The 23,216-nt window shown below is 71.8% G+C and carries 15 protein-coding genes; 6 read left to right on the forward strand and 9 right to left on the reverse strand.

The features are described 5' to 3' along the window. Window position 1: 1 nt before the first annotated feature. On the reverse strand, window positions 2-1,873 hold the full coding sequence (locus IF00_RS0100115; RefSeq protein WP_051819569.1) for a CAP domain-containing protein: 1,872 nt from the start codon (window positions 1,871-1,873) through the stop codon (window positions 2-4). A gap of 161 nt (window positions 1,874-2,034) precedes the next feature. Further along, entirely contained in the window at window positions 2,035-3,069 is a 1,035-nt protein-coding gene (locus IF00_RS0100120) for a multicopper oxidase domain-containing protein (RefSeq protein ID WP_030312907.1), read from the reverse strand. Between the two features lie 206 nt (window positions 3,070-3,275). Between IF00_RS0100120 and IF00_RS0100125 the strand changes: the two genes are divergently transcribed. Together IF00_RS0100125 and IF00_RS0100130 are read left to right on the forward strand one after the other, a co-directional pair. Continuing rightward, window positions 3,276-5,768 (forward strand): ThuA domain-containing protein, encoded by a 2,493-nt coding sequence (locus IF00_RS0100125; RefSeq protein ID WP_030312908.1) that lies wholly within the window; start codon window positions 3,276-3,278, stop codon window positions 5,766-5,768. A gap of 53 nt (window positions 5,769-5,821) precedes the next feature. Further along, window positions 5,822-7,990: an OmpL47-type beta-barrel domain-containing protein gene (locus IF00_RS0100130; protein WP_078944496.1), complete on the forward strand. Its 2,169-nt coding sequence runs from the start codon at window positions 5,822-5,824 to the stop codon at window positions 7,988-7,990. A 77-nt stretch (window positions 7,991-8,067) separates the two neighbouring features. On the opposite strand, the gene IF00_RS0100135 is transcribed toward IF00_RS0100130, so the two are convergent. Continuing rightward, the gene (locus IF00_RS0100135; RefSeq protein ID WP_030312910.1) at window positions 8,068-9,867 is read right to left on the reverse strand and encodes an ATP-binding SpoIIE family protein phosphatase; all 1,800 of its coding nucleotides are present in this window, start codon (window positions 9,865-9,867) and stop codon (window positions 8,068-8,070) included. 135 nt (window positions 9,868-10,002) lie between these two features. Here IF00_RS0100135 and IF00_RS0100140 point away from each other — a divergent pair, with 135 nt between their 5' ends. From IF00_RS0100140 to IF00_RS40775, 3 genes are all read left to right on the forward strand, one after another. Next, the gene (locus IF00_RS0100140) at window positions 10,003-10,377 is read left to right on the forward strand and encodes a PadR family transcriptional regulator (protein ID WP_051819573.1); all 375 of its coding nucleotides are present in this window, start codon (window positions 10,003-10,005) and stop codon (window positions 10,375-10,377) included. Beyond that, a complete protein-coding gene (locus IF00_RS0100145) occupies window positions 10,374-10,934 on the forward strand; it encodes a hypothetical protein (protein ID WP_030312913.1) in 561 nt (186 codons plus the stop codon). Before IF00_RS0100140 ends, IF00_RS0100145 begins: the two co-directional genes overlap by 4 nt. Before the next feature lie 99 nt (window positions 10,935-11,033). Then, on the forward strand, window positions 11,034-12,524 hold the full coding sequence (locus IF00_RS40775; protein ID WP_037637298.1) for a diacylglycerol/lipid kinase family protein: 1,491 nt from the start codon (window positions 11,034-11,036) through the stop codon (window positions 12,522-12,524). A gap of 406 nt (window positions 12,525-12,930) precedes the next feature. Here IF00_RS40775 and IF00_RS0100160 read toward each other — a convergent pair whose 3' ends face one another. The 6 genes from IF00_RS0100160 to IF00_RS0100185 form a co-directional block, all read right to left on the reverse strand. After that, window positions 12,931-14,115 carry a Gfo/Idh/MocA family protein gene (locus IF00_RS0100160; RefSeq protein WP_030312915.1) on the reverse strand — a complete coding sequence of 395 codons (1,185 nt, stop codon included), beginning with the start codon at window positions 14,113-14,115 and terminating at the stop codon, window positions 12,931-12,933. A 37-nt stretch (window positions 14,116-14,152) separates the two neighbouring features. After that, complete coding sequence (locus IF00_RS0100165) at window positions 14,153-16,378, reverse strand: right-handed parallel beta-helix repeat-containing protein (protein ID WP_030312917.1); 2,226 nt, start codon at window positions 16,376-16,378, stop codon at window positions 14,153-14,155. 5 nt (window positions 16,379-16,383) lie between these two features. Then, the gene (locus IF00_RS0100170; RefSeq protein ID WP_245234385.1) at window positions 16,384-17,847 is read right to left on the reverse strand and encodes a M1 family metallopeptidase; all 1,464 of its coding nucleotides are present in this window, start codon (window positions 17,845-17,847) and stop codon (window positions 16,384-16,386) included. Beyond that, window positions 17,844-19,541: an extracellular solute-binding protein gene (locus IF00_RS0100175; RefSeq protein ID WP_030312919.1), complete on the reverse strand. Its 1,698-nt coding sequence runs from the start codon at window positions 19,539-19,541 to the stop codon at window positions 17,844-17,846. The genes IF00_RS0100170 and IF00_RS0100175 overlap by 4 nt, the downstream gene beginning before the upstream one ends. An 81-nt stretch (window positions 19,542-19,622) precedes the next feature. Continuing rightward, window positions 19,623-20,483, reverse strand: coding sequence for a carbohydrate ABC transporter permease (locus IF00_RS0100180; protein WP_030312920.1), 861 nt, complete (start codon window positions 20,481-20,483; stop codon window positions 19,623-19,625). 115 nt (window positions 20,484-20,598) lie between these two features. Further along, window positions 20,599-21,600 (reverse strand): ABC transporter permease, encoded by a 1,002-nt coding sequence (locus tag IF00_RS0100185; protein ID WP_030312921.1) that lies wholly within the window; start codon window positions 21,598-21,600, stop codon window positions 20,599-20,601. Between the two features lie 360 nt (window positions 21,601-21,960). Here IF00_RS0100185 and IF00_RS0100190 point away from each other — a divergent pair, with 360 nt between their 5' ends. Next, window positions 21,961-22,947 (forward strand): hydroxyacid dehydrogenase, encoded by a 987-nt coding sequence (locus IF00_RS0100190; RefSeq protein ID WP_030312922.1) that lies wholly within the window; start codon window positions 21,961-21,963, stop codon window positions 22,945-22,947. Window positions 22,948-23,216 lie beyond the last annotated feature (269 nt).

Raw genomic sequence — 23,216 nt, forward strand, 5'->3', positions numbered from 1 at the left:
GTCAGCGGGCGCCGAAGACCTGGGTCCAGTACGGCCCGCCCTGGGAGTGGATGCCGACGCCTATCTCCTTGAAGTCGCAGTTGAGGATGTTCGCGCGGTGGCCCGGGCTGTTCATCCACGACTCCATGACCTGCTCCGGGGAGCTCTGGCCCATGGCGATGTTCTCGCCGTAGGTCGACCACGGGTATCCGGCGGCCGTCACCCGCTCCCCCGGACCGGCGCCGTCGGGGTTGGTGTGGTCGAAGAAGTCGCGGGCCGCCATGTCGTCGGAGTGGCCCTGCGCCGCCCTGGTCAGGGTCGCGTTCGCGCTCAGCGGGCCGCAGCCCGCCTTGGCCCGCTCCGCGTTGACCAGGGCGATGACCTGGTCGGCCTCCGAGCCGTTCCCGTGGTCGTTCTGCGGGCCCGTGCCCGTGCCGTTCCCGGCCTCGTCACCCGAGCCCGAGCCCGGCCTGGTCGGCGGCGCGTCCGGGGTCGGTGCCGCGGTGCGCGGCGGGGTCGTCTTCACCGGGGCGGGCTTGGCCGTGCGGACCGGGCGGGGCGACGCGGTGGTGGGCCGCGCGCTGGGCGACGCCGAGGCGGAGGGACGTCCGGTGGCGGTCTTGGAGGCGGACGGCGAGGTGCTGGGGGTCGTCGCCGCGGACGGGGACCCGGAGTGGGTGGACGGGTCCTGGTCGAGCGGCAGGTCGAGCTCCGGGGCCGTCACGCGGTTCGCCCCGAGGATCTCGTCGTCCCCGCCGCGGCCGCCGGACAGCGAGAACGCCCCGCCCGTGACCGCCATGACCACGACGCCGGCCGCGATGACGGCGCGGCGCCGGCTCCGCTCCTGCGTCTGGCGACGACGCCGAAGGGCCGCGCGCGTACCGTGCCGGCCGGGCGCCGAGGAGGGGGAGGAGAGGGGTGCGGACCGGGCTATGTGGGGGCGGGTGTGGCCCGCGGTGCCGGCCAGGACGTACGGCTCCGTCAGGTCCGCCGCGTGGTCGTGTCCGTACCCGCCGAGGTGGGCCGTGCCGGACGGGGCGGTGTCCTCGGACGTACGGTACGGGTCCCCGTCGGCGGCCGCGTGCGGGGCCGGGGCGGTGCCGAACCCACCGGATGCGGAGGCGAACGCGGAGGCCGGCGTCGCCGGTGCCCGCAGGGCTTCGTCCGTCCGGGCCGTCAGGACGGGCGAGGTGGCCGCGAGGAGGAGCTCCGCCGGCACCAGCGCCTGCCAGCGGGGGGCACAGTGCCCGCAGCCGATCGTGTGGTGGGCCAGGTGGTCGCGCCACGGGGCGGAGGGCCGGCCGTCCCAGTCGGCCGCCTCTCGGCCCAGGAAGGGGCAGGCGGGGTTCCCGGCCAGGGCGCCGACGACGACGCGTGCGGCGTCGAGCCGGGCCCGTACGGCCTCGATCCGGGCCGGTGCCTCCTCGGCCGGCCACCGCAGGGCGGCCGCCGTCTCGTACCTGGTCAGCTCGCCCGCGCACTCCAGCCACCACAGGGCCAGCTGTTCGCCGTCGTCCGGGTCCAGCCAGCGGGCCGCCTCGGTGATCTCGTACGCCTGCCCGTGCGCGGGCTGCTGCTCGGCCGCCCGGTAGTCGTACCCGGCCGGCTGCTGGTGCCGGTGCCGCCGGATCCCGTCCACGGCGATGGCGACCAGCCACGGCCGGAAGACCCCGGCGTCGGTCAGGGTGGGGAGCCCGTCCAGGGCGCGGAGCATCGTCTCGCGCACGACGTGCTCGACGTGTTCGGCACCGTGGCGGCCGTTCATGGCGAGTGCCACGGTGGTGTGGATCAGGGGCAGGTGGGCGGTGATCAGCTGGTCCCGCGCCCACGGGTCACCGTTCCGCGCCGCGAGGACCAGCTCCGTGTCCCGCTCGATTCCTGTGCTCTGCCGCACGCCGACCGTCCCGTTCGTTGGAGATGATTGCGCATGGGAGAGCCTGGAGCGGGGCGCGGATAACGAAAAGGCCCGGACGGTGAAAGTGATGTGGGTCACGCGGGCGATCCGCCCGTCGTGCCCGGCCGCGAGGGCGCCGGGCCGGGCCCGCGCCGCGGTACTCAGTGGTGGTGGGTGTCGCCCGGGGGCTGGGGTGCCGGTTCCTCCTTCGCCGTCGCCGCACCGTGCGTTCCGTGGTCTCCGTGGCCCGGTACGGTGCCGTCCGGCTTGGCCACCAGGAACAGGCCGGCCATGCCCATGTCGGAGTGGCTCTGGACGTGGCAGTGGTACATCCAGGCGCCGGCTCCGACGTGCTCCCCCGCGATGATCTGGAATCCGAACGAGTCCGCGGGTCCGGTGATCTTGTTGTCGACGACCCGGCTCACGTCCTCGGGACCCGCGAGGAGGCCCGTGCGGTTGTCGGCCCATCGATGACCGTGCATATGGAACGTGTGGTAGTACTCGCCGTGCGTGATCATGACGATCTCCACCCGGTCGCCCACGGTGGCGAGGAAGTCCGGCGGATCGGCGGCCGGCCGGTTGTTGATCGTCATGTCGTTGAAGACGATGGTGAACTGCTTGTCCGGCAGGATGTCGCCCTTGCGGCGCACCACCAGCCCGCCGTAGAGGCCCTTGCGGATGCCGCCGGTTCCGTGGTCCGTGCCCACCACGTGGTCGTGGTAGTGCCAGTAACCGGCACTGCCGGGCCGCCAGGTGCCGTCGGGGCGGCGGCCGGGGGCGTGGGTGCGCCAGGTGTACGTGCGGGTGGCACCCGCCTCGACATGGCTCCCGCTCATCCTCGTACCGTCGTTGTCGATGTCGTAGTCCACGCCGTGCGGGTGGAGGCTCACCGGGACGTCCATCAGGTTCTCGAACGCGATGTGGAGGGTGTCGCCCTCGTTGAGCTCGATGAGCGGGCCGGGCACGGTGGCCTTGCCCTTCTCCAGGCCGTAGCCCATGCGTCCGTCGGCCAACTTCTCGGCGTACAGGTTGAGATGGCGTATCGCGCCGCCGGCCGGGGCAGTCCTCAGCGGGGCGGCTGCGGCGGCCGCGTCGGGTGCGGCACTGGAGGCGGAGGCGAGGGACAACGATGTCACGCCGGTCGCGGCGACCGCCCCGCCCGCGAGCAGGCGACGGTTGAAGCTGCGTCTGTCCATGTCGAACTCTCCGGTCTTCAGAGGAGATTGACGGGCTGTGGGGCCAACGGGGGCTCCTGGGGACGGCCCACACCGTAGCGGGACGGTAATGGTTTATCCACACCCAGGACAAAGTTCGTCCGGTTGCGGCCATAGCCCTTGGCGAACCACGCAAAGAGGTCTAGCTTCAACGGCTGTCGTTGTGACCTCAGAGGGATGGGTGACCCATGAAGCGCACACCACATCACCGGTCGAGATCGAGAACAGGCTTCGCCGTGGCGGCATTTGGGGCAGGCGTCCTGACCGCCTCCCTGCTCGGCGGCAACCCCGCCGCCGCCAAGCCGGATCCGGACCCGCCGTCGGCCAGGGCGGCGACAACGTTATCCCTGCCGTCGCCACCGGGCGGCGCGAAGGTACGGGTCCTCGTCTTCCACGGGTCCGCGACGGCCGAGTCGCCGACGGTCGACGCGGGCATCGCGGCCGTCGAGAGCATCGGCCTCACCGGCCCGGCCGCCGGCCGCTACCGTACGGAGGCCACCGCCGACCCGGCCGTCTTCACCGACGCCAAGCGGCTCGGCACGTACAACGCGGTGGTCTTCCTGACCGGGGGCGGCGATGTGCTCGACCCCGCGCAGGAAGCGGGCCTCGAGGCCTACATGGAGGCGGGCGGCGGTTTCGTCGGCGTCCACGAGGCCGCCCGCACCGAGCCCTACTCCGGCTGGTTCACCGGCCTGATCGGAGCCCGGCCCACCGGCGCCCCGAGCGGCACACAGCGCGCGGTGGTGGAGGTCGGCGACCGGCAGCACCCGGCCACGAAGTCCCTTCCGCTGGAGTGGAAGCGGCCCGACAAGTGGTTCAACTGGGACCGCAACCCGTCCGGCACCGTGCACACCGTGGCGCGGGTCCGCGAGTCCTCGTACCAGCCCGCCGCCACACCCAACGGCTGGGACCACCCGGTGTCCTGGTGCCGCGACTACGACGGCGGCCGGTCCTTCTACACCGCCATGGGCGGCACCGTCGACAGCTACGCCGAGACGGACTTCCGCGACCATCTGCGCGGCGCGATCGCCTGGACCGCGCGGATCTCCCGGGCGGACTGCAAGGCGACCATCGACGCCAACTACACCGCCGAGCGCGTCACCAGGCCCAACCAGCCCGGCCAGAACGACCACATAGGCGAGCCGCACGGTCTCGTCGCCGCCCCCGACGGCCGCATCCTCTACATCGGGCGCGGCGGCGCCGACTCCAGCGTGCCGGTGGTCACCGACTGGAACAACCCGGACATCGGCAAGGGCAGCGGCGAGATCCACGTCTACGACCCGAGGACCGGGCAGGTCACCAAGGCCGGCGCGCTCGCCGTCTTCGGCAACAAGGGCGGCGGTGACGAGCTGATCAAGAACGAGGAGGGGCTGCTCGGCATCGAGCTCGACCCCGGCTTCATGACCAACGGCTGGGTCTACCTCCACTACACACCGCACTCCCGGATCGACCGCGTGGAGCACATGGGCGAGCGGCGGGTCTCCCGCTTCACCCTGGATCTCTCGACGAACCGGCTCGACCTGGCGAGCGAGAAGGTGCTGCTGAGCTGGCCGGTGCAGATCCACAGCTGCTGCCACGCGGGCGGCGGAATGGCCTGGGACTCCAAGGGCAATCTGTACATCGCCACCGGAGACACCAACTCGTCGGGATCCAGCGGAGGTTACTCGGGCAACAACCCCGCCCCGAACTTCAGGGGCGTCTCCTTCGCGGACGCGCGCCGGACTGCCGGCAACACCAACAACCTCAACGGGAAGATCCTGCGGATCCATCCCGAGCCCGACGGCACGTACACCCTCCCGGCGGGCAATCTCTTCACCGGCCAGGAGAGCGACGAGGGCGGCGGCAAGACCCGCGGCGAGATCTACGTGATGGGCGTCCGCAACCCCGCGCGCATCTCCGTCGACAGGACGACCGACATCCTCTACGCGGGCTGGGTCGGGCCCGACGCGGGCGCGCCGTCGACGACATGGGGCCCGGCCAAGTACGACACGTTCGCCGCGATCACCACGGCGGGCAACCACGGCTGGCCGTACTGCATGGGCAACAGGCAGCCCTACCGGGACCGCGATCCGCTCGACCCGGCCAAGCCGCTCGGCTGGTACGACTGCGACGCGCCGAAGAACGAGTCTCCGAACAACGACGGCCTGGTGAACCTGCCGCCGGTGACGGGGAACACGATCTGGTACTCGCCCCAGGGCGGCGGCGTGGACTACCCCAGGAACGCCGACGGCGTCCCGAGCTACAGGCAGGAGGAGCAGAAGCTGCTGCTGCCATGGCTCAAGGGCGGCGGGCAGGCGACCATGAACGGCCCGCTCTACCGCTACGACGCGGCGAGCGACTCGGCGGTCAAGTGGCCGTCGTACTGGGACGGCAAGTGGTTCGTCGGTGACTTCTACGACGGGGACCAGCCACGGCACGCCGTGCTCACCGATCCGAAGACCGTCGGCAAGGGCGGACTGCCCGTGCACGCCGAGTCCCTGAAGAAGATCGTCCCGGTCGGGCAGGGCGGCATCCGCAACCTGATGGACTGGAAGTTCGCCCCGGACGGTTCGCTGTACGTCCTCGACTACGGGCGCGGCTTCTTCACCTCGCACCCCGACTCCGCGCTGTGGCGCGTGACGTACAAGGGCGGCGGGCCCACCCCGGCCGCGGACCAGCTGGCAAGGAGGACGGCGCAGTGATCGCGAGACACAGAGGCGCGCGCCTGTGGGCGGCCCTGCTGGCCGCCGTGGCGATGGTCGTCGGTCTGACCTCGGCGGCCGCCTACGGCAGGGCGGACGACGCGCGACGCGGCGACGACGGACGCCGGACCGCCGCCGCGCAGGTGCTGACCTGGAAGGCGGGCGATCCTATCGACCGCTATCTGGAGTTCCCGACCACGGCGGTGGCCGGCCCGACGACGATCGTCTTCGAGAACAGCGCGGCCACCGGCAACACGACCGGCATGCCGCACACCCTGACGTTCGACGTCTCCGACCCGGAGTACAACAACGACGTCCCGCTCAACATCCTGGCCAACCCGAGCGACGCGAACGGCGGCCGGCACACGGCCGAGGTGACGCTGACCCCGGGCCGGTACCTCTTCAAGTGCACGATCCCCGGGCACGGCCAGATGCAGGGCATCCTCACGGTCACCGAGGGCGGCGGCGAGGACACCGCCGCGCCGGAGACGACCGCGAAGGTCGAGGGCGACCGCAACGCCGACGGCGCCTACGTCGGCCAGGCGACAGTCACGCTCGGCGCGACGGACGCCGGTTCGGGCGTCGACAAGGTCGAGTACGCGGTCGGCGCCGACGGCCCGTGGCAGCCGTACACGGTCCCGGTCGTCGTCGACCAGGTCGGCGCGCACGCGATCCGCTACCGGGCGAGCGACAAGGCGGGCAACACCGCCGCCGAGAAGACCGCCGCGTTCTCGGTCGTCGCCCGGCCCACCGACGACACGACGGCGCCGGAGACCTCGGCGACCGTGTCGGGCGAGCGGGACGACCAGGGCCGCTATCTCGACATGGCCACGGTGACGGTGACCGCGTCCGACACCGGGTCGGGCGTCAACACCATCGAGTACGCGATCGGTGACGGCGCCTGGCAGCCGTACACCGCTCCCGTGATGGTGCACCAGGCGGGCGAGCACACCGTCCGCTACCGGGCGAGCGACAAGGCGGGGAACACCGCGGCGGTGAAGTCGGTCGCCTTCACGGTCGTCAACCAGCCCGATCCCGACACCACCGCCCCCGAGGCCGCCGCCTCGGTCGCGGGGACGCGCGACTCCGACGGCGCGTACATCACCAGCGCCACGGTCACGCTGTCCGCGTTCGACGCGGACTCGGGCGTCGAGCGGATCGAGTACTCGCTCGACGGCGGCCCGTACCTCGCGTACACCACCCCGGTGATCGTCGACCGCGTCGGCCGCCACACGGTGCTGTACCGGGCGACGGACAAGGCCGGCAACACCTCCGCGGCCCGGAGCACGGCCTTCACCGTCGCCGAGGGCGGCGGGGTGCCCGCGCCCGGCTGTCCCGAGTTCGACGAGCGGCTGACGGTGATCGTCGGGACCGTCGACACCGGTGTTCCCAACCGGATGACGAACAGCCGCTGCACGGTCAACGAACTCATCGAGGACGAGAAGGACTGGTCCTCGCACGCGCTGTTCCTCAAGCACGTCGACACGGTGATCGACCGGCTGCTCGCCGACGGCGTCATCGACACGCGCGAGCACAGGAAGATCTACCGCGCGGCCAAGCAGTCGGGCATCGGCAGGCCGGGCCAGACCGAGGGGTACCGCGACCTGTTCGACGGCACCGCGGCGAGCTTCTCGAAGTGGCAGCACGTCGGAGGCGGGAAGTTCGGGCTGAGCGCGGACGGGGCCATGACCAGCAGCACCACGGTGCCCGGCATGGGCATGCTGTGGTTCCCGCAGCGGCAGTACGGCGACTTCTCGCTCAAGCTCCAGTGGCGCGACGACGCCCCCGGCGCCGGCAACGCCAACGGCGGGGTCTTCGTGCGCTTCCCGTACGTCCACGACAACCCCGAGGAGAGCCGTCCCGAGTGGGTCGCCATCAAGTACGGCCATGAGATCCAGGTCCTGGACCGGCCCGACGGCGACATGTACAAGACGGGCTCGCTCTACGGCTTCGACCGTGTCGGCCTCGCCGGTGCCGGGGTGACGCCGAAGGGCACCTGGAACGACTACGAGATCCGGGTGGAGGGCCAGCACTACTCGGTCTTCCGCAACGGCAGACTGATCAACGAGTTCGACAACACCGGTGGCCAGGTCTTCCAGCCGCCGCGTGGCGACGACCCGGGCACGGACGGCCGGCGCTACGCCTCCGGCTACATCGGGCTCCAGGTCCACGGCACGACGGACGTGATCTCCTACCGCAACATCCGGGTGAAGGAGCTGTAGACCGGGGAAGGGGCCCCTCTCCCGTGACGGGAGAGGGGCCCCTGTCGTGCGTGCGCGTCGGCTCGCGGCCGCTCGTCTCACGTGGGCAGGTTCTGCTCCGCCCACACCACCTTTCCGGAGACGGTGCGGCACGAACCCCATCGGCGGCACAGCATGTTGATGAGCTGGAGGCCCCGGCCGCCCTCGTCGCTGAGGTCCGCGTGCTGGATCTGGGGCAGGTCGGGGCCCGTGTCCGAGACCTCCACGACGAGGCGCTCGCCACGCAGCAGCCGGAGCCGGCCGGGGCCGTTCCCATAGCGCAGGGCGTTGCCCACGAGCTCCGAGACGACGAGCTCGAAGACGTCGGCGAGCTCCTCCAGATCCCACGCGGCGAGCTGGTCGGTGACCAGGCTCCGGGCCACGGACGCGGCCCGTCCCTCCTGCGGCAGCTGCCACTCGCACAGCTCTTCCGGAGTGCCCGGCACGGTCGTCGCGACGAGGAGCACGGCCTCGTCGAAGCGGCTGGCGTCGGTGGGGGCGCAGTCGGTGAGTCCGCCGCGTTCGAGCGCCTCGGGCGTGAGGCCGCGGGCCGCCGACCGCAGCCGCTCCAGCTGGTCGTCGAGATCCGCGTGCCGGGACTTGACGAGGCCGTCCGTGTACATGACCAGATGGCCGCCCGCCGGGACCTCCAGACGGATCGGGTCGTACGGGATCACTCCCGCGCCCAGCGGCGCGCCGATCGGTACGTCCACGAACGCGGCGGAGCCGTCGCCGTCGACGAGCAGCGGGGGCAGGTGACCGGCGCTGGCCAGGGTGTAGGTGGAGTCGGCCGGGTCGTGGACCGCGCAGAGGAAGGTGGCGACCTGCTCGTCCTCCAGGTCACGGGTGGCGAGGTCGAGCCGGGCGAGGACCCGCTCCGGCGCCATGTCGAGGGTCATCAGGGTGCGGGCGACCGCCCGCAGGCGGCCCATGGTGGCGGCGGCGGGCAGTCCGTGGCCCATGACGTCGCCCACCATCAGGGCCGTCCGTCCGCCGGGCAGGGCCATCACGTCGTACCAGTCGCCTCCCACACCGTGGTGGGCCGTCGAGGGAGTGTACTCGGCGTGGACGCGCAGCCCCGGCGTCACCGGGGTCGCTCGGGGCAGCAGGCTGCGCTGCAGGGAGACGACGTGCTCGCGCTCGCGTCCGTACAGCCGGGCGTTGTCGATGTAGACGGCGGCCTGGGAGGCCAGCTGCTCGGCCAGCGCGAGGTCCGTGTCGGAGAACGGGGGCGTTCCGGGACCGCGGACGAAGTCGGCGCTGCCGAGCAGCAGACCGCGGGCGATGAGCGGCACCGCCAGATAGCTGTGGACTCCCGCGGCGCGCATCTTCGCCGCAGCGCTCGCCGTCGGCGCGACCCTGTCGAAGTCGGTGTCCCGCATGCGGCTCACGAGCACCGGCCTGCCTTGGCGCAGGCAGTATCGGTGGAGGAGCGTCTCGTGGGCCTCCTCGGTCCGGACGAAGGTTTCGCCCACCGGGGTGGGTTCCAGGGACGAGAGCGACTCGACGGCGGAGATCGCCGTGGCCCGCAGGAGCGGGATGCCCGTCCCCGTCCAGCGTGAGCCCTCCTCGCCCCGCAGGACGCTCTCCAGGATGTCGACGGCGGCCCCGTCGGCCAGGGTGGGCACGGTGAACTCGGCCAGTTCCTGAGCGGTGCGCTCCAGGTCGAGGGTGGTGCCGATCCTGGATCCCGCGGAATTCAGCCAGGCGAGCCGTTCGCGCGTGGTGACGCGGTCGAGGGGGACGTCGCCGTCGCTCCGGCCGAGCCGTCTGCGGGCACCGGCCGAGCGGAGGACCGAGGCGCCCTTTCCGGCCGAGGCACGGCGGACGACGCGCCGCCTCCCGTTGCCATCGTTCACTCTTTCGGCCTCCAGACAGAAACTCGTCCGCTGTTGGTGCACATCATGCACCTGCCTCCCCCTCCTGGCCGATCAGGGCGGCGCGTCCCGTCACTATCTTGTGGCGCAAGATAGTGGCCGACTATCATGCACCGCATGACAAAGGAGCTGCCGACAGCCGGTGACCAGCGGCGCAGTCAGCTTCTGCGCGGCGTGCTCGACCTGTGCCTGCTCGCACTGATCGCCGAACGTCCGAGGTACGGCTACGAGTTCATCGAGGCGCTCACGGAGAGCGGACTCGAACTCGTCGGCGAGGGCAGCATCTACCCGCTGCTGGCCAGGATGGAGCGCGCCGGGCTCGTCGAGCCGTTCCGCGCCCCGTCGTCCAGTGGCGGGGCACCGCGCAAGTACTACCGGCTGTCCGAGGCCGGCCGGGCCGAGCTGGAGCGCGGCCGGGCCGTGTGGCAGGGGTTCACCGCCCAGGCCGACCGGATTCTCACTCGAACGATCCACGGGGGAACGACACCATGACCATCGAGCACGTACGCGCGGTCTGCCGCAGCAACTGGGAGTATCGGGGCATCGACGACGCGTCCGTACGCGAGATGCTCGCCGAGCTCACGGCCCATCTGGAGGACGCCGCGGCCGCCGGCCGCACTCCGCAGGACGTCGTGGGCCCGGACGTCAGGGCGTTCGCCGCGTCCTGGGCCAGGGCGCGGATGCCGCTGCACCGGCGCGCGCTGAGGATGGCGGCGATGGTTCCGTTCGTCGTGGGCGGGCTGCTGCTGGTCTCGCACCTCCTCCACCGGACGACGGTCGTGGACATCGACGCCGGGCGGCTGGCCTTCTGGCTGAGCATCGGGGTCGTCACCGTGGTCCTCGAGCTGCGCCGGGGCACCATCGGCTTCGGCAAGGGGTGGATCGTGGCGCTGGTCGTCGGGCTGCCGGTGCTGTTCGTGACGGAGAGGCTCTTCGGCGAGGAGACGCTGTTCCTGCTGCCCCTGTGGGTCAGCGCCCTGCTGACCCTGCCGGGCATCGGATACCTCGTCGCCGAACGGCGGCGCGTCCCGCGCCCCGAGGAGTCCTGACCGGCGGCACGTCTCACCCGCACGGCCCGGCAGGGATGCCCGTCCGTCCCGGAGCGTGAACGCTGGAGGCACGGACCGGGCCGAGAGGTGGGACACGGGATGAGCCAGGACGGCAGGGGCGGGACGCGGACGAGGGGATCCGGTGCGGGTACCGCGGCGCGGCTCCTGGCCCGGATCGCCGTGCTCGCGGCGGTCGGCTCCCTGGTCGTGCTGGTACTCACCATCGGCGACGGCGGCCTCGTGGTCGTGCTGGCCGGCCTGCTGGGGCTGGTCGTCTGCGCCGCGGGCATGTGGTGGTTCCTGGCGCACCGCGGCGCGGTGCGCCTGATCGGGGCGCTTGTCGCCGTCGCCGCGCCGGTCGGCGTCCTGGTGCTCTTCGCCCACGACGGGCTGTGGCTCACGGCCCTGGTGCTCGTGCTGTGCTGGGCCCTCGCGCTGGCCTGCGCGCGGGCCGCGCTGCGCAGGGCCCGCCCCCGGCGGAAGACCCGCTCGTTCCAGGCTCCCCGGCCCCGGCGGGCGTTCCTCATCATGAATCCGAAGTCGGGGGGCGGGAAGGTCGGCCGCTTCGGGCTGGTCGACCGGGCCGAGGCGCTGGGCGCCCGGGTGACCGTGCTCGATCCCGACGCGCCGGCCGACGTGGCCGCACTGGCCCGCGAGGCGGTGGCCGAAGGCGCGGACCTGCTCGGCGTCGCCGGCGGCGACGGCACCCAGGCCCTGGTCGCGGCGGTCGCCGCCGCACACGATCTGCCGTTCCTCGTCATCTCGGCCGGCACCCGCAACCACTTCGCCATGGACCTCGGCCTCGACCGTTCCGACCCAACCCGGTGCCTCGACGCTCTCACGGACGGCGAGGAGCTGCGGATCGACCTCGGCGACGTCGGCGGGCGGCCCTTCGTCAACACGGTCTCCTTCGGCGTCTACGCCGATGTCGTGCAGCGCCCCGAATACCGCGACGACAAGGCGGGCACGGCCCTGACCCTCATGCCGGACCTCCTGGTCGGCGAAGGGGTGCGCAGGCTCGACGCGCGGATCGACGACACGACACTCACGTCCCAGCAGGCGCTCCTGGTCAGCAACAACGCGTACACCTCGCCCGATGTCCTGAGCGGCGGCGGCCGCCGGCCCAGCCTCGACGACGGCGAGCTGGGCGTGCTGGGGATCCGGGTGGAGAGCGCTGCGGAGGCCGCGGACCTCGCGGTTCGCGGTTCGCAGTCCACCGGGCTGACCGTCACGACCGCCCGCCGGGTCGAGGTGACCTCTTCCGTGATCTCTTCCGTGACGGACGACGCCGGTACGAGCGACTCGGGTACGGACGACTCGGGTACGAGCGGCTCCGGAGCGGACGTCTCGGGTACAGCCGCCTCGGGCACGGGCGGCTCCCGTACGGACGAGATCCCCGTCGCGGTCGACGGTGAGGCCCTGCGCATGACCACGCCGGTCGTCTGCACGCTGCGGCCGGGCGCCCTGCGGGTCCTGGTTCCCCGCGACCGTCCCGGCGTCGTCGACCCCACCCCGCGCGTGGACTGGCGACGGCTCTTCGACCTGGCCTTCGGCCGTCCCGTACCGAGCACCGCGGGGCAGGACACCTGATACGATCTCGAATCGTGTTCGAGAAAAATCCAGCCCTCCGGTGCGCACCGGAGAGGTCGGGGCGATCCGGCTGAACGGGCGTACGGAACGATCGCCTCGCGCCGGGCGAACGGGGCGCCGAATGGTGCGCCCCTTTTCCCGTCCGCCGCGTGTCAGATGCGTTCCCACCATCCGCTTGCCGGCACGAAGCCCTTTTTGACCGAGCAGCCGACCTTGTGTCCCCGGAGGGCGAAGTAGACAGCGGAGAGGTCGGCGATAACCGCGGTGGCGGGGTTCACCGGTCGCCCGGCGACCGAGCCCATCCGCGCGTACGCGGGACTCGACACCGCAGACGACACGGAGGCACGCGCCGCCGCCACGTCCGCCTGCGGGCCCTCTGACGAAGGACGGCTGAGCCGGGCCGGCCTCATCGGATCTGGCCGCGGGCGAAGTACGCGACGAGCTCCGGATCGAGAGGCGGCACCGCTCGGGGCGTACCGCCGGTGCGCAGCGATTCCGTCGCACGCACGCCCGCCGCCACGGACATGCGCGCCGCCACCGGCGACGTGTCCGTGCGGCCGCCCTCGCGGGCGAAGCGGACGAACTCGTCGACGAGCAGGGGGTCCGCGCCGCCGTGTCCCGCGTTGTCCTCCGCCGCGGGTACGGGGTACTCGGCGTCCGGTTCCGCGCGGTAGCCCGAGCGGCGGGAGTTCCACACCCGGACCGTTCCGCCGGGGCCGTCGCCGAAGTTCTCCAGTCGGCCGGCGTCGCCGATGACGGTGTAGTTGCGCCAGTAGTCGGGGGTGAAGTGGCATTGCTGGTAGGCGGCGAGGACGCCGTTGTCCAGACGCATGTTGACCAGGGAGACGTCCTCGACGTCGATCACCGGATTGAGCCCGCGCTGGGTGTGCGGCGGCCAGTGGCCGTCCTTGGTGTACCAGTCGTCGGGCTTGGGTTCGCCGGGGGCGCGGCGGTGCGGGTTGGAGCCGTAGACCATCAGGTCGCCCAGGGCCTGCACCTGCTCGGCGTACCCGCCGGCGAGCCAGTGCAGGACGTCGATGTCATGGGCCGCCTTCTGGAGCAACAGCCCGTTCGTGTAGCGCTGTTCGGCGTGCCAGTCCTTGAAGTACCAGTCGCCGCCGTAGCCGACGAAGTGGCGGACCCAGATCGTCTTCACGGCGCCGATCTCGCCGCGTTCGACGATGTCCCGCATCAGCCGGACCACCGGCATGTGGCGCATGTTGTGCCCGATGTAGAGGCGGGTGCCGGTCTGGTACGCGGTGTGCAGGATCGCGTCGCAGCTCTCGATGTCGGTGGCGAGTGGCTTCTCGACGAAGACGGGCTTGCCCGCCTTCAGGACCTCACGGGCCAGGTCGGCGTGGGTGTGGTCGGGAGTGAGGACGAGGACGGCGTCGATGCCGGGGTCCTCGACGATCTCTCGGTGGTCGCTGTGGAGCCGGGCGCCCGGGAAGGCCGTGGCCGCCTCCGCCCGGGCCCGGGCGTCGTGGTCCGCGAGGGCGGTGACCCGTGAGCCGGCGCCGGGCCGGTGGGCCGTACGGGCGAGTGAGCCGCGCAGTCCGTAGCCGAGGACACCGAGGCGGAGGTCGGTCATGGTCGGTCGTTCCTTCCCGGGGGACACGGGTGAGGCGTCACGGATGGATGAGGACGTGGGCGAGCGCCACGCGGCCCGTGCCACGGTGCACGATCCTCACATAACGGGCTTCCGTGTCGGTGTTCACCAGGGTGGGCCGCAGCGCCTTCCCGGCGAGGGGGATCGTCGTCGCGTCGCTGAAATCGGGCGAGGCGGCGAGCTGGACGTCGACGTCGACGGTCGTCATGGAGGTGTTGTTCCACAGTTCGACCTGGCCGACAGGGCGTACGGCGCCGAGGTCGGCCTGCCACCAGGCGCCCGGCTCGGGGAGGGTGCGGGTGTCCGTGGTGGTGTCGCCGTCGACGGCGTACCCGGCGGTGGCCGCGCCGTCGGTCGAGGACTGGGTCACCGTGGCCGTGCGCGCGAGGTCGGGCCGGAGCTGTTCGACGTGGCCCCGGCCGTTCGCGCCGGCCGCGCGGGCCACCGCGAGCGCCTCGGCGGGAAGCCGGTCGAGCGAGGTGTGGTTGCCGGTCGACGTCGAACCGGTGCCGGTGAGCGCGGGGGCCGCGGTGTCGGTCCAGTTGCCGGTGGCGTGGTTGTCGATGCCGTAGTCGGCCCAGTTGGAGACCCACTTGTAGCCGACGCGGGTGATCACATTCCCCTCCACCCGGATGTGGCTGGACTGTTCGTCGAGGTAGACGCCGTTGCCGTCGCGCTCGGTGTTGCCGTAGGCGCTGCGGTTGATGTAGTTGCCGGAGACGATCGTGCCGGGCTGGGCTCCCTGGGTGTAGACGGCGCCGCCGTCGTGCTGGTCGTCCGCCACCCGCATCACGTCGGTGAGGCGGTTGGCGGTGATCCGGTTGTCGCGCAGCACGGAGGTGCGGGCCTCAGGCTGGTTCCAGCCCCAGCCGACCGAGATGCCGGAGTACGGAAGGTCCGCCAGGGTGTTGTGGTCGACGGTGAGACCGGCTTCGTACCCCGCCCAGATGCCGACGGAGTCGGTGTACTCGACGCCTGTGCGCCGGATCGTGTTGTACGAGAAGGTGTTCCGCTCCCCCGCCCGCTCGGGGTCCGGCAGGGGTTCCGTGTCGCCGATGTACGCGGCGCCGGAGGACAGGTCGGTGAAGCGGGAGCGGGTGACGGTGGTGTCCTTGGTGCCGTCCTCGAGGACGAGGCCCGCGCCGCCGAGGCGGCTGAAGTCGACGCGGTCGACGACGACGCCACGGCCGCCTCGCACGGTCAGGGCCGCCACCGGCTTGGTGTAGTGACGGCCCGCGTGGTCGACGGGTCCGGTGGCTCCGGTGAGGGTGAGCCCGGCCTGGGTCCCGGCGTACCCCTCGTCGGTGTTCGGCTGGTCCCAGGCCGCGTACCGCAGGGCGAGGCGCTCGACGCGCACGTCGTGGGCGCCGTCGAGGACGAGGAGCCGCTCGGTGGCAGGGGTGACGGCCCGCGCGCGTCGCATGTCCTCGCCGTGGCGCGGGAGGTAGGTGATGGTGCGCAGCTCCGAGTTCCAGACGAACTCACCTGGCTCGTCGAGGAGTTCGGCCGCGTTCTCGAAGTAGGCGACCTTCGTGTAGCGGGTGGAGTCGACGGTCGTCGTGTCCCAGGCGGGCCCTGTGCGGTCCGTACCGGAGGCGGAGTTCGACCAGCACGGCTGGGTGAACGTGAGCAGGTCGCCGTCGACCCCGGTGATGCGGCAGTGGTACGTGCGCCAGCGGACGCGGATGACCGCCTCGGCGTCCGCGGGACGGGCCCAGCCCGCGATGCCGGTGGCGACGGCGCCCGTCATGCCCGTCCTCGTCGCGTCGCAGACGGCGGCCGGGCAGGGGCCGCCACGCGCCCGGACGGCCCGGACGCCGTCGACGAAGAGCTGGCGCGGAGTGACGCCGTCGGGGACGCGCGCGGTCCAGGTGCCGTCGGCGTGGGCGGCCCAGCCGGTCAGGGTGCGGCCGCCCGAGAGGACGGGGCCGGCGCCGGCTGCGGCGGTCCAGGTGACGGTGTGGCCGTCGCGGCCGGAGTCCTTTTCCCCCAGGGCCAGCGGCTCGGTCAACGCGTAGGTTCCGTCGGCGAGTTCGACGCGCACGTCACGACCGGTGACGTCGCGCGCCGCGTCACGCGCGCCGGTGAGGGAGCAGGGGCGGCCGGTGCTGCACGCCGTTCCCGAGCCGTCAGGGGCGGCGTGCAGGACCTTGGGCGCGGGCTGCGCCGCGGCGGGCGCGGGCGCGGTCGTGAGGAGTCCGGCGGCGAGGGCGGTGAGCGCGGTCAGGGCGCGGATGCGTCGCATCGGGCTCACACCCAGTCCGGGTGTCCGGGCATGGGCGGGTTCTCCGTGCTGAAGAGCCAGTCCTCCAGGAAGGGGCGCAGGGACGCGTCGTGGGTGACGCGGACGGCGTTGTCGACGAAGTCCTGCGAGTCGGCGTTGCCGCCGCGGTGCTTCCTCAGCCAGGACGCGATGACCGCGTCGAACTCCTTCTGGCCGACCCGCTGGTGGAGGGCGTACAGGACGACGGCGGCACCGTCGTAGATGTTGAACCCGCCGAGCGCGGTGGGGAGTCCGGGCGGGCCGTCGGTCTTCCGGACCGCGTCGAGCCTGCTGTACGCGGCCTTCATCTTGTCCTGCAGGGAGGCGGTTCCCTGCCGGTCGGCCCAGAGGGCCGCGTAGTAGACGGCGGGGCCCTCGTTGAGCCAGGCGCTCTGCCAGGTGGTGGGGGTGACCGAGTCCCCGAACCACTGGTGGGTCAGTTCGTGGATCATGACGTTGGTGTACGTCGTGGAGGTGGCGGCGTTCTTGAACCAGTTCGGGCCGAAGAGGGACAGGGTCTGGTTCTCGAGGGCGTCGCCGTAGCCGTCGCGGACGATCTGCATCCCGTAGGTGTCGAAGGGGTAGCGGACGCCGAGGGTGTTCTCCAGCCAGGCGATCTGCCCGGCGGTGCGTTCGACGATCGGCCGGTAGGTGTCGGCCTGGTCCTCGGGGACCAGGTGGCGCAGCGTGATGCCGTGCGGGCCCCGGCCGGTGAGGACGGTCTGCCGGGCGACGGAGATGCCGAGGAGTTCGGGGGCCATGGGGGCGTCGAGCCGGAAGTCCCGGGTGGTCCTTCCGGGGGCGGCCGGGCGGGTGCCGGTGGCGGTGCCGTTGGCACCGGCCGTGTAGCCGTCGGGGGCGGTGAGGTGGAAGGTCCAGGTGGCCTTGTCCATAGTGGTGTCGTTGACGGGGGCGAACGTGTCGGCGCGGGAGGCCTGGGCGGCGGAGACGAAGCCGCCGTCGCTGATGTGGCGCCAGCCGGGGGCGCCGGCCGGCTTGGTCCTGCCGTTCCCGTGGTACGTGACGGTGACGTCGAAGGGGCGGTGGTCGCGCAGGCCTCCGTCGGGGGTGACGGTGAGCTCCTGGCCGCTGCTGCCGGGCGCGACGGACCAGGCCGCGTCCTTGCCGTCGACCGTGACGGCGTCGATGGCGAGCGAGTCGATGTCGAGGTTGAACGAGGACAGGTCCTGGGTGGCCCTCGCGCTGATCTTCATGGTGCCCGTGAAGTCGTACGTGACCGGGGTGAAGTCGAAGGAGAGGTCGTAGTGCCGTACGTCGTAGCCGCCGTTGCCGAGTGTCGGGAACAGCGGGTCCCCGGCCCCGGGCGCGCCGGGCTTCGGGTCGAAGGGGCGGGCGTGCGGGGAGAGGGCCTGGGCGGGGACGGCGGTCGCGAGCGCGGCGGTCGCGGCCACGGTGGCCACGGCTGCGCGCAGGATGCCGGTGCGGATCACTGCTTCGCTCCCTTCTGGGCTGCTTCCTCGAACTCGCGGCGTGCCTGCCCGCCGCCCTTGGCGAGGTATTCCTTGACGAGGCCGTCGTAGCTGCTCATGGGCTTGCGGCCGGTGACGATGTCCTTGATCCAGTCGCCCTTGAGGGTGTTGAGGGTGCCGGAGGACTTGGAGTCCCAGGTCGGTGAGGAGTAGCTGGCCGTGGGGTCGGGGGTCATCCTGGGGATGACCCGTGCGTAGGCGCCGTGCAGATGCTCGACGCCCCGCGCATGGGTCGCGGAGTAGAGGGCGGGCGTGGCGGAGGCCATCAGCTGCCAGGGGACGGCGACGTCCTGGCTGCCCTGCTCGGTGAGGATGGGGGCGCCCTTGCCGTCGCGTCGGTGGTCGGTGCCCTCGACCCCGTAGGCGAGGAGGGTGTACTCCTCGGTGCCGAAGGGTGCGGCGACCCAGTTGGCGAGCTGGAGGATCTCCTTGACGCGGTTCGCCTCGGCCTTCCTGACGAAGGACTCGCTGAGCCGTGCGTTGTTGTTCCAGGTGACGGCGTCCTTGCCGATGGGCGTCATCGGGCGGACGTCGTACGTGGGGTCGATGGCGGCCATCGCGTCGAGGTATCCGGTGCTGGGCGTGAGGTAGGCGGGCCAGCCGTCGAAGACGTAGGCGGCGCGGCCGTTCTTGAACAGGTCGGTGTACTGGGCCTTCTGGGCGCCCGACATCTGCACGGTGCCCGGGTAGTAGCAGCCGGCCTTGTACAGCCTGGCCGCCATCTCGATCGCCGCCCGGTACTCCTCCGTCTCCAGGTCGAGGGTGAACTTCCCGGTCGTGGCGTCCATGCGCCAGTAGTAGGGGGCTCCGTACGACATGGCGATCAGGGTGGTGACGCCGGCGGAGAGGGCGTACTGCTTCTCCTTGGGGCGGGTCAGCTCCTTGCACAGCTCGAAGAAGCGGTCCATGTCGGTGATCTGGTCGAGGCTGGTGACCCCGGCCGCGGCGAACAGGTCGTGGCGGTAGTACCCGGCACCGCCGGTGCCGGCGCGCGCGATCGGGATGCCGTACAGCTTGCCGCCGTAGATGGAGCCCTGCCAGGCACCCTTCGGGATGGCCGCCAGGTTCGGGTAGTCCTTGATCCGGTCGCCGGAGAGGTACGGGGTGAGGTCGGCGCACTTGGCGGCGAGAAACGCGGCCTTGTGGTCGACGCCGCCCGTCTCCGGGTACATGAAGAGGTCGGTGAGGGTGTCGCTCGCGACCATGGTGGAGAACTTGGTGGGCCAGTCGTCGGCGGCGACGGCCTGGATGTCGACCTGGGTGCCGAGCCGCTTCTCTATCTCCTGCCAGGCCGCGTTCCGCTCGCGCCCGGGAGCCGGCGGCTTGAACGTCTCCAGGGAGACGGTGATGGTCTCGGCCCCCTTGAGCGGAGTGCCGGGGACGGAGCGGACGGGCTTCGCCGGGTAGCGGGTGAATCCCTGGGGGACGCCCTGGGCCGTGCCGGGGTGGTCGGGCGTGATGCCGAGGTCGCGCAGGACGGTGTTCGGCAGGAGGGAGCCGCTCTTGACCGATGCCTTCTCGGCCGCGGCGCCACTGCCGCCGCATGCGGTGATCAGGGGTGCGGCGGCGACGCCCAGGCCGACGCCGGCCCCGAGGCGGAGGAGTGTTCTGCGGTCGAGTGGGGTGGAGGGGGTGGACCTGGAGGACCTGGACATGGGGACTCCTGGGAGGAAGGGCGGGGGAGCGAGGGGCGGCGGGCGAGGTGGGAAGGCCGCGCCGAGGGGCGTCGCGGTGGGTCAGCCCTTGATGGCGCCGGTGAGCACGCCCTTGGTGAAGTAGCGCTGGAGGAAGGGGTAGACGCAGAGGATGGGGAGGACGGCCACGACGAGCACGGCCATCTGGACCGACTGCTGGGGGGCGACGGCCTCGCCGGCGACGGCGCTGTCGAGGCTCTGGCCCTGGAGCACGAAGGTGCGGAGCACCATCGGCAGGGGCCACTTCTCGCTGTCGCCGAGGTAGAGCATGGCGTTGAAGAAGGCGTTCCAGTACGTCACCGCGTAGAAGAGGCTGACGACGGCGATGACGGCCTTCGACAGCGGCAGCACGACCTGGAGGAGGATCCTCAGATCGCCGGCGCCGTCCACCCTCGCCGCGTCGTACAGCTCCTCGGGGAGGTTCATGAAGAAGGAGCGCAGGACGACCAGGTTGAAGGCGCTGACCATGGTCGGCATGACGAGGGCGGCGAAGGTGTCGTAGAGGCCGAGTTCGTTGACGAGCAGGAAGTTCGGGATGACGCCCGGGTTGAAGAGCATCGTGAAGAGCGCGGTCATCAGGATGACCCGTGAGCCGACGACGTCGCGCCGGGAGAGTCCGTACGCCATGCCGATGGTGAGCAGCAGGGCGCAGCCGGTGCCGACGAGCGTGACGCCGATGCTGACGAGCAGGGCGCGGGTGACGACACCGCCGGTGAAGATCGTGCGGTACGCGTCCAGGGTGGGGTGGTCGGGCCGGAGCACGAGGCCCGCGGACCTGATGATGTCGCTCTGGGAGGCGAAGCTGGTGCCGATCACGCCCAGGAGGGGGTACGCGACGGCGGCGACCACGAGGGTGAGCGCGAGGCCCTTGGCGGCCAGGCCCATCCGGGTGGGGCGCTCCATCCAGGGGGGCCGGCCGGAGGCGGCGGCACGGGTCTTCCTGGTGGTGGCTCGCGGGGCGCCCCCGGTGACGTGAGGGGCCTCGGTGGGGCGGGGGGTCTCGGTGACGCGGGAGGTCTCAGCGATCGGCGCCACGGTAGATCCCTTCATGGCCGAAGTGATGGGCGAGCTTGTTGGCGCCGAGGACGAGCACGGTGCCGACCACCGCCTTGACGAGGCCGACGGCCGCCGAGACTCCCCAGTCGCCGTCCTTGATTCCGTGGAAGTAGACGTAGGTGTCGAGGACTTCGCCCGCTTCCGGGCCGACGGCGTCCCGCTGCAGCAGGATCTGCTCGAAGCCGACCGAGAGGATCTGGCCGAGGTTGAGGATGAGCAGCAGGATGACGACGGGGGCGATGCCCGGCAGGGTGACGTGCCACAGGCGCCGGAGCCGGCCGGCGCCGTCGATGGCGGCCGCCTCGTACTGCTGGCGGTCGATGGTGAGCAGCGCGGCGAGGATGATGATCGTGCCCCAGCCCGCGTCCTTCCAGACCAGCTGGAGGGTGAGCAGCCACGGGAAGGCGTCCGGGTCGCTCATCATGTCGTAGCGGGGCAGGCCGGCCGAGTCGAGCAGTTCGGGCAGGACGCCGGCGCCGCCGAGGACCTGCTGGAAGATCGAGACGATGATGACCCAGCCGATGAAGTGCGGCAGATAGACCACGCTCTGCACGAAGCGGCGGAGCTTGTCGCTGACGACGCTGTTGAGCAGCAGGGCGAGGGCGATCGGCAGCGGGAAGAAGAAGACCAGTTCGACGAGGGCGATGGTCAGGGTGTTGCGGAGCGCGGACCAGAAGGCCGGTTCGGCGAAGGCCGTCGCGAAGTTGCCCAGTCCCACCCAGGCGCTGTCCGCGTACCCGAGGTACGGCTGGTAGTCCTGGAACGCGGTGATGTAGCCGAGCAGCGGCACGTAGTGGAAGACGAGGAAGTAGAGCAGACCCGGCAGGCAGAGCAGCAGCATCACCTTGTCGCGCTTGATCCGCTGCCAGAGGGTCGCTTTTGCGCGGAGGGCGACGGGCGTTGCCGTCGCCCCGGCGTCCTGCCGCCGGCCCTTCAGGGGCAGCGGGGGTGCTGTGTCAGCCATGGAGGAGTCCTGTTCGGCTGGTGACGCAGGGAAGTCGATGTGACGTTCTGCGGCGGCAACGTAGTAAGCGGTTAACCCAGACGTCAAGAGCGAAAGGGGAACCGTTCGCGATTCAGCGAGTGCGGAACCGGGTCAACCAGCCCTGGTTCCTGCCCATTCCGGCTGCTCGAAGACCAAATCCCGCCCGGCAAGGGGCGATTGCTTGACGGTCGACGACATCTGTCCCTAGCGTGCGCAGTCATTCGTAGTACACGCTTACTATCCGGAGGCATGGTGCGAACCTCTGACGAACCGTCGGCGCGGACCGGCGTGAACGGCCGGGCGCCCACACTCCCCCGCCGCCCGCGGACACTCCTCGCCATGGACCCCGCCCTGCTCGACGACGTCTTCCCACCCGCCGTCAGAGCGCGCCTCGAAGAGGCCGCCGACCTGCGACTTCCCGTCCCCGTGCAGGAGTTCGACAGCCCCGGGGCGGCGACCGCGCTCGCCGACTGCGAGGTGCTCCTGACCGGTTGGGGCTGCCCGCCCGTCGACGCGGGCGTGCTGGACCGCGCCCCACGGCTCGGCGCGGTGATCCACTCGGCGGGCACCGTGAAGACCTTTCTGAGCAGCACCGCCTACGCACGCGGCATCGCCGTCTCCTCGGCGGCGGCCGCCAACGCCGTCCCGGTCGCCGAGTTCACCCTCGCGGCGATCATCCTCGGTACCAAGCGGGCCTTCCCGCTCGCCGAGCTCTTCCGCACCCGCAGGTCGCACCGGACCACGGCCGACCTGGAGCGGCTGCACTGGCTCGGCACCCACGGCATCACCGTCGGCGTGGTCGGCGCCTCCCGGATCGGACGCCGCGTCGTCCAGCTGCTGCGCACCCTCGACGCCGAGGTGCTCCTGTACGACCCGTACGTGAGCGCCGCCGAGGCACGGGAGCTGGGGGCGACCGGCACCGACCTGGACACCCTCGTCGCCACCAGCGACGTGGTGACCCTGCACGCGCCGGCCACCCCCGCCACCCATCACCTCCTCGACGCGCGACGCCTGGCGCTCCTGAGGCCCGGAGCCCTGCTCGTGAACACCGCGCGCGGACCGCTCGTGGACACCGAGGCGCTCGTCCCGCACCTGGTCAGCGGCCGGATCGACGCCGTACTCGACGTGACCGACCCGGAGCCGCTGCCCCACCACCATCCGCTCTGGGAGCTGCCCAACGTGTTCATCACCCCGCATCTGGCAGGCGCCCAGGGCAACGAGGCGGGGCGGCTCGGGGCGCTCGCCGTCGACGAGCTCGACCGCTACGCGCGCGGTGTACCCCTCCAGCACGCCGTGCTTCTGTCGGACCTGGAGCGGATCGCGTGACCGGACAGCACGACGACGCCTCCGACCGCCTCTCCAGGCGCCCCGACCGCGCCGCCGGCCGGGCCCTGAGGCGTCCGGACAGCGCCGCCGGCCGGGACTTCGGGCGTCCGGACAGCGCCGCCGACCAGGACTCCGGGCGTCCGGACAGCGCCGCCGGCCGGGCCTCTCTCCGTGCCGCCGGACAGGGCCTAGGCTGGGGGCCGGACGCGGGGCGGAGCCGTCCGCCCGGAGGCTCCGGGCGGAGCGGGACCCGGGAGCCACGGGCCCGC

This window comes from Streptomyces flavochromogenes (genome assembly GCF_000717595.1).
GTDB lineage: Bacteria > Actinomycetota > Actinomycetes > Streptomycetales > Streptomycetaceae > Streptomyces > Streptomyces flavochromogenes.